Annotated in this window: 7 protein-coding genes; 5 read left to right on the plus strand and 2 right to left on the minus strand. The window is 72.9% G+C overall.

Going from position 1 to position 6337, the window contains the following annotated elements:
• The first annotated feature begins 5 nt into the window (after positions 1-5).
• The 4 genes from ADK67_RS14370 to ADK67_RS14385 all read left to right on the plus strand — a co-directional run bounded on the left by ADK67_RS14370 (position 6) and on the right by ADK67_RS14385 (position 4760).
• On the plus strand, positions 6-1388 hold the full coding sequence (locus ADK67_RS14370) for an FAD-binding oxidoreductase (protein WP_053716907.1): 1383 nt from the start codon (positions 6-8) through the stop codon (positions 1386-1388).
• Between the two features lie 44 nt (positions 1389-1432).
• Positions 1433-3271 (plus strand): outer membrane protein assembly factor BamB family protein, encoded by a 1839-nt coding sequence (locus tag ADK67_RS14375; RefSeq protein ID WP_197289442.1) that lies wholly within the window; start codon positions 1433-1435, stop codon positions 3269-3271.
• A 41-nt stretch (positions 3272-3312) separates the two neighbouring features.
• Positions 3313-3912: a hypothetical protein gene (locus tag ADK67_RS14380; protein WP_053716909.1), complete on the plus strand. Its 600-nt coding sequence runs from the start codon at positions 3313-3315 to the stop codon at positions 3910-3912.
• A 98-nt stretch (positions 3913-4010) separates the two neighbouring features.
• Entirely contained in the window at positions 4011-4760 is a 750-nt protein-coding gene (locus ADK67_RS14385; protein WP_082403466.1) for a GH12 family glycosyl hydrolase domain-containing protein, read from the plus strand.
• Between the two features lie 51 nt (positions 4761-4811).
• Here the strand turns inward: ADK67_RS14385 and ADK67_RS14390 are convergent, their stop codons facing one another.
• Entirely contained in the window at positions 4812-5357 is a 546-nt protein-coding gene (locus ADK67_RS14390) for an isochorismatase family protein (protein WP_197289443.1), read from the minus strand.
• Positions 5358-5385: 28 nt separating this feature from the next.
• Positions 5386-5517: a hypothetical protein gene (locus tag ADK67_RS54625; protein WP_269435998.1), complete on the minus strand. Its 132-nt coding sequence runs from the start codon at positions 5515-5517 to the stop codon at positions 5386-5388.
• Between the two features lie 205 nt (positions 5518-5722).
• Between ADK67_RS54625 and ADK67_RS14395 the strand changes: the two genes are divergently transcribed.
• Positions 5723-6175 carry a VOC family protein gene (locus tag ADK67_RS14395; protein WP_053716910.1) on the plus strand — a complete coding sequence of 151 codons (453 nt, stop codon included), beginning with the start codon at positions 5723-5725 and terminating at the stop codon, positions 6173-6175.
• The last annotated feature ends 162 nt before the right edge of the window (positions 6176-6337 follow it).

Genomic DNA, 6337 nt, shown 5'->3' on the forward strand with positions numbered 1-6337 from the left:
GACTCATGGGATTCGGTCGCAGAACCTTCATCCAGGCCACCGCACTCGTCGGGCTCGCCGCGTGGGAGCGCGATTGGGACCGGTTGCGCCGCGGGCTCACCGGCAGGCTGGTCCTGCCCGGTGACGACGTCTACGACACCGTGCGCCGGCCGTACAACACGGTGTACGCGCACCGCAGGCCCGCGGCCGTCGCGCTGTGCGCCGACGAGTCCGACGTCGCGCGGTGCCTGGACTTCGCCGCCCGGGAGCGGATTCCCGTCGCCGCGCGCAGCGGCGGGCACAGCTACGCCGGCTACTCGGTGCCCGAGCACGGTCTCGTCGTCGACCTGTCCGCGTTGCGCGCCATCCGCGTGGACCACCGCGGTCGGGCCGAGGTCGGCGCGGGCACGCGGATGATCGACCTGTACGACGAGTTGGCGCGCGCCGGCCGCCTGCTGCCCGCCGGGTCGTGCCCGACGGTCGGCATCGGCGGGCTCACGCTGGGCGGCGGGATCAGCGTGGTCGGGCGCCGGTACGGGTTGACGATCGACCACCTGCGCGCCGCGCGGGTCGTGACGCCGGGCGACCGGCCCCGCCGGACCGACGACCACACCGAGCCCGACCTGTTCTGGGCGCTGCGCGGCGGGGGCGGCGGCAACTTCGGCGTGGTCACGTCGTTCACGTTCGACACCGCGCCCGCGCCGGATGTGGCCGTCTTCGTCCTGAGGTTCCCGGCGGGCGCGGCGACCGACGTGCTCGGCGCGTGGCAGGAGTGGGTGCTCGACACCCCGGACGGCCTGTGGTCCGCGTGCGACGTGGGCGCGGGCAGCCCGCCGTCCGTCACCGTCGCCGGCAGCTGGATCGGGCCGGACGGCGAGCTGGACCGGCTCCTCGACCGGTTCGCCGCGAAGGTCGCGCCGACCGAACGCACGGTCCTGCCGATGGACTACGGCACCGCGATGCGGTTCTTCGCCGGCTGCCTGCCCGCGTGCCAACCGGACGACGGCTCGCCGTTCGTGGCGTCGTCCCGGATGCTGCACCGACCGGTCGAGCCTGCGCGGGTCGTCTCCCTGCTGGCCGGGCGGCGGACGGGACGGGTCCAGTTCGACACGTTCGGCGGCGCGATCGCGCGCGTGCGGCCGGACGCCACCGCGTTCCCGCACCGCCACGCCATCTCCAGTGCGCAGGCGTACGTCGACGTGGTCGGCGTCAGCGAGGCGGAAGCCCGGCGCCTGCTGGCCGACCTGCGCGACGGCATCGGCCACGACACCGGCTACGTCAACTACATCGACCCCGACATGCCGGACTGGCCGACCGCCTACTACGGCCGCAACCTCCCTCGGCTGCGCCGCGTCGCGCGCCGGTACGACCCGGACCGCGTCCTCGCGTTCCCCCAAGGGCTCGCCTGACCCGAGCCCGGATGATGATCACCCGGTCGTGGATGATCACTCACATGGACACGGCGTCGATCCGCCCACCGCACCGCGGCCCGATCACCGCGCTGGCCGCCACCCGGCAGGCCGACGGGCGCGCGGTGCTCGTCAGCGGGTCGAACGACGGCGGTGTGCGCCGCTGGGACGCGGCCACCGGACAGGCGTTGGACGCACCGCTCGACGGCCGGAAGTGGGTGTGGTCGCTGGCCGCTGCGACCGCCGAGGACGGCCGCGCCTTGGTCCTCGGCGGTCGCGAGGACGGCCGCGTGGTGCGGTGGGACGTGACGGCGGGGGAGCGGTTGCCGGAAGTGCCCCGGACCGGGCGGGTGCGGGCGTTGGCGGTCCTCGGCACGGTGGTGTTCAGCGGTTCCGACGACGGCGACGTGCGCCGGTGGGACGTGACGACCGGCCTGCCCGCGGGTGACCCGTTGCCCGGCCGTGAGTCCTCGGTCTGGTCGCTCGCCACCGCCGCGCTGTCCGACGGCCGCACGGTCGTCGTGGGCGGCTTCGCCGACGGCGCGCTGTGGCGCTGGGACGCGGAGACGGGCCGACCCGAAGGCGACCCCGTGGTGGCGCACAACCGTCCCGTGCGTTCGGTGGCCGTCGTGGGCGCGGTGGTGTTCAGCGCCTCCGACGACGGCAGCGTGCGCCGCTGGGACGTGACGACCGGGCGACCGGCGGGCGACCCGCTCACCGGCCACCCCGCCGCGGTGCTGTCCCTGCTCCCGGTCGCCCTGGACGACGGCCGCACGCTGCTCGTGGCCGGCTGCCGTGACGGCTCGGTGTTCCGGTGGGACGGCGGGACCCCGGTCGGAGAGCCGCTCACCGGTCACCGCGGTCCGGTGCGGTCGCTGGCCGCTGTCGGCACGACGGTGTTCAGCGGAGCCGACGACGGCGACGTGCGCCGGTGGGACGCGGCCACCGGCGAGGCCGTCGGCGACCGGCTGACCGGCCCGGCACAGGGCGTGCGGTCGTTGACCGCCACCGGGACGCTGCTCGTGAGCGCGGGCGGCACGACGGTGTGCCGCTGGGACCTGGCCACCGGCCGACCCGTCGGCGAACCGCTCGTCGGCCACACCGCGCCGGTGTGGTCGGTCGCCGCCTTCGGCCCGCTGCTCGTCAGCGGGGGAGAGGACCTGGCGGTGCGGCTCTGGGACCTCACCACCGGCCGGCAGCGGGGTGAACCCCTCACCGGGCACACCAAGACCGTGACGTCCGTGCTCGCGTTCGACCACCACGGGCGCGTCCTGGTCGCCAGTGGCTCCCAGGACCACACCGTGCGCGTCTGGGACGCCGCGACGGGACAGCCCGTCGGCGACCCGCTCACCGGCCACACCGGCAACGTGCGGTCGCTGGCCGCCGTGCGCCTCCCCGACGGCCGCACGCTCCTGGCGAGCGGCGCCTCCGACAACACCGTGCTGCGCTGGGACGTCGAGACCGGCGAACGCGTGGGCGAGCCGATCACCGGCGACGACGGCGTCCGCGGTCCCCTGGCCGCGGTCGTCCTGGACGACGGACGGGCACTCCTCGCCGGCGTGGTGCGGAAGAGCGTCCTGCGGCGGTGGGACGCGGCGACCGGGCAGCCCGTGGGTGATCCCATGGCTGGGCACACGCCGTCCCGCTCGGTGACCGCGCTGGTCGCGGCCCGCCCGGAAGGTGGCCGCGCGGTGTTCGTCAGCGCGGGGCTCGACGGAATCGTGCTGCGGTGGGACGCGGAGACCGGCCGCCGCGTGGGCGAGCCGATCGACTGCGACGGCAAGGTGACGAAGCCGGCCGCGCGCGGCACGGCGGGCGGTGGGCTGGTGATCGTCACCGGCTCGTCGGAGACGGGGATCACGACGCGGCGGTCGACCGCGTGACCGCGGCGCGGGGCGCCGGACGACCGGGAGGACACGACCACGTGGACGTGCAGCAGCTGTTGTGGCGCTTGGCCGACAAGTACACCAGGCGGTCGAGCACGATCCGGCCCGACTGCTTCGACCACGCGGGCGACCTCGTGGTGGCGGACGGCCGGGTGATCTGGGAGACGCCGTGGCACACGGAGGGCGGCTTCACCCACGCGCTGCCCGCCGGCCCCAACCCGGTCTACGTCGGCGGCTACGTCGACATCGACAGCTGGAACCCCGACGAGTCCCGGTACTTCGCGAGCATGCTCGTGATCCCCCTGGCCGAGCCCGCGCGCATCGCGGCGGCCGACTGGGACGTCCACGGCTACGACGACATCCACCTGATCGAGGACTTCGCCGTGCTGTGGGGCGAGGAAGCCATGCGTGCCACGCTCCCGTTCGAGGGTGACCGGCCGTCGTTCTTCCCCGCCGTGCAGGACCGCATCCTGACCAAGGGACCGCACTTCCGCCGCGACAACTGGGCGAACGTCGTGCTGGACGCCGAGACCGGGCTGAACGGGCTGGTCTTCCCGGTCGGGTCCGAGTCCCTCAGCGGCCACGAGATCGTGGACGAGGGCGCGCTGCTCTGCCTGGTGCTGACGACGTACGACTGATCGTCCCGGTGGGACGTAGGCGTCCGGGGGCGTTCCGGGCTACCCTGGGAGCGCTCCCAGGAGATCCCCGCCGTCGTGGACCCTTCGGAAGGAGTTCCATGCGAAGCACTGTCCGCGCCTTCGTGCTGGCCGGCCTGATGGCCGCGTCCGCGGTCGTCGCCGCAGCCGGGCCGGCCCAAGCCGACACCACGATCTGCGAGCAGTACGGATCGACCACCATCCAGGGCCGCTACGTGGTCCAGAACAACCGCTGGGGCACGTCGGCGACCCAGTGCATCAACGTCACCTCGACCGGTTTCCGGATCACGCAGCAGCAGGGCTCGGCGCCGACCAACGGCGCGCCGCTGTCGTACCCGTCGGTGTTCCTCGGCTGCCACTACTCCAACTGCTCGCCGGGCAGCAACCTGCCCATGCAGGTCAGCCGGATCCGCAGCGCGTCGTCCTCGATCAACTACACCTACGTCGGCGGCACCTACAACGCCTCCTACGACATCTGGCTCGACCCGACGCCCAAGACCAACGGGGTCAACCAGATGGAGATCATGATCTGGTTCAACCGCCAGGGCTCGATCCAGCCGATCGGCAGCGCGGTCGGGAACACCACCGTCGGCGGCCGCAGCTGGCAGGTCTGGCGCGGCAGCAACGGCGCCAACAACGTGATCTCCTACGTCGCGCCGTCGCCGATCAACTCGTGGTCGTTCAACGTGCTCGACTTCGTCAACGACGTCCGCAACCGCGGCGCGATCACCACGTCCTGGTACCTGACCAGCATCCAAGCCGGGTTCGAGCCGTGGAACGGCGGCACCGGCCTGGCGGTCAACAGCTTCTCCGCCTCGGTCAGCGGCTGATCGCACGACCTGGCCGGTCCGGGCCGACCCCCGGACCGGCCCTCGGCGCGCTCACCGTCCGAACACGACGTCCGCCGCCGCGACCAGGCGCACCGTCCCGCCGGGGTGGACGGCCGTGCCGAGGAGCCGGTTGTGCCGGTCGACGACCTGCTCGGCGGTCAGGCCCGCCGCGGGGTCGCCGTCGGCCGCCGGCGCGTGGCCGTCGCTGACCAGCACGACGTCCAGGCCGTGGCTCAACGCGGACCGCGCCGTCGCGTCCACGCAGTAGTCCGTGGCCAGGCCGGTCAGCACCACGGTGTCCACGTCCCGTTCGGCGAGCAACGCGGCGAGGTCCGTGCCGTAGAACGCGTCGGTCGCCGTCTTGTCGACCACGACGTCGGTCGGTTCGAGGCCGAGGCGCGAGCTGATCCGCGTTCCCGGCAACTCGGGGTCGAAGTCCGTGCCACTGGGCCCGATCTGCCGCAGCGCGACCACCGGCACACCGTGCCGCCGGGCTTCGCGCGCCAACGCGGCGACGCGGTCGGCCAGTTCCTCGCCGCGCCAGACGAGCGGGACCAGCATCTCCTGCAGGTCGACGATCAGCAGTGCCGCGTTCACGCCGGCTCGGCCTGTCCGGGCGGACCGGTCAGTTGCTCCACGTGTAGCCGTTGGTCCCGACCTGGGCGCCGCTGTCGGCGGACGCCGTCGCGGCCGAGCCGAGGAAGATCGTGCCGATCGCGAGCGCGAGCACCGGCAGCAGTCGCAGAACCCTTGCCATGGCGCGTTCCTTTCGATCCGACGAGGTCGCCTGGCGAGCGCAGGCCCGGCCAGTGTCGCAGAGGAGTGTCGCAGAGGAGTGCGGGCCCGAGGCTCGAACGCCGACGGCTGCCCCGGCCTGTCACCCCAATGCCGCAACACCGTGAACGTCCACTCGAGGGGTTATCGGATTGCGGTCGGCCCATGTAACCGTCATACTTGGTTACATGGCACTGAGCTGGAAGCTGGTCATCGACAGCAAGAACGCACCCGCCCTCGCGGACTTCTGGGCCGCGGCCCTGGACTACGAGGTGGAGGACCCGAGCGCGCTCATCGAGCAGCTGCTGGCGGCCGGCCACCTCGGCGCGGAAGCGGTCATCGAGCACAACGGGCGCAAGAACTTCCGCGGTTACGCCGCCGTCCGCCACCCCGACGACCCGTTCGACGCGGCCAGCGGCGTCGGCCGCGGGCGGCGGCTGCTGTTCCAGGACGTGCCCGAGGCGAAGTCCGGCAAGAACCGCCTGCACATCGACATCCACAGCGAGCCGGGCGGGCTCGACCGGTTGGTGGCCCGGCTGGAAGGGCTGGGCGCGACCCGCGTCCGCGAGTTCGACAAGGGCCCGGCGGGGCACTGGTGGGTCATGCTGGACCCGGAGGGCAACGAGTTCTGCGCTTCGTAGCGCCGGAGCGGTCTTCGAGGAGTGACGGGGGCGTTGATCGGGTACCTGAGGCTCACTTGACTCTTACTGGTCCTAACAAAATGATCACTGTGGTGGCGTCGGGTCTGCCCGATGTGGATCATGTTCGGTCGTGAGGAGGGGTGAGTCGCCGCCGTGGATCGT

The organism is Saccharothrix sp. NRRL B-16348 (assembly GCF_001280085.1).
Lineage (GTDB): Bacteria > Actinomycetota > Actinomycetes > Mycobacteriales > Pseudonocardiaceae > Actinosynnema.